At 43.5% G+C, this 722-nt stretch carries 1 pseudogene; it reads left to right on the forward strand.

The features are described 5' to 3' along the window. Positions 1 to 440: 440 nt before the first annotated feature. A pseudogene (locus tag R7044_RS25385) lies at positions 441 to 722 on the forward strand (hypothetical protein); the annotation flags it as partial.

A 722-nucleotide genomic window follows, 5' to 3' on the forward strand; every position in this document is an offset into this window, starting at 1 on the left:
GCTAACTTTGAGAAAGCCCCATTGGTATCAGTATTGGAACCAACGTATACGGTTTTAACTAGGCCGTACTCCCCACAGGCAAGAGCAAAATTAACTCGGTTCTCTGACCGGACGGTGCTCTGAATGCAACGTAGACCTCACCCAACGAGGTCAAATTTATATCCCAAATTGGGATAAGTGGGTGGTTGTGAATTTTCATTTTGCGCTTCCTCTGATCTAAATGCAAATATTGTTTTTGTTGCAGGCTTTTTGTTGCGTGAAATCATACGAAAGCTCATTAAATCTCGCGCTATGTGGAATTTTTAAATTCTACATAGCGCGAGTAGGCTCGCGAAATTTGCGAAGGGTCTCTCCTGAATTTGCAACGCGAAGCGAGCAAACAGGGAGGGACGCTGAGTAAATTTGATAGGGGTATTAAGTGACAGCGTGATGAAAGATGAATGTTCACAACGAACATTTGGCTCCGAACTGACGCGCTGCGCTTGTCGCATCCATGCACCAAGAAAAGCGGCGTTGCCGGTTTTCCTGGTATATGGATGAGAGTTTGGACCTTCAAATCTAATGATACGCTTGATGGAAGAACCAATGAAAAAGAGGCTGTTATGTTTATTCGAGTTATTTTTACAGTATTATCATTTTGCGCTGTTTTCGTTGTGGTGAGTGACAATGTGCCTACTTGGGTGGAAGTCTTGGCTTGGGTTTACATCTTAGGAATGATGCTT

The organism is Vibrio sp. 1402 (assembly GCF_033340275.1).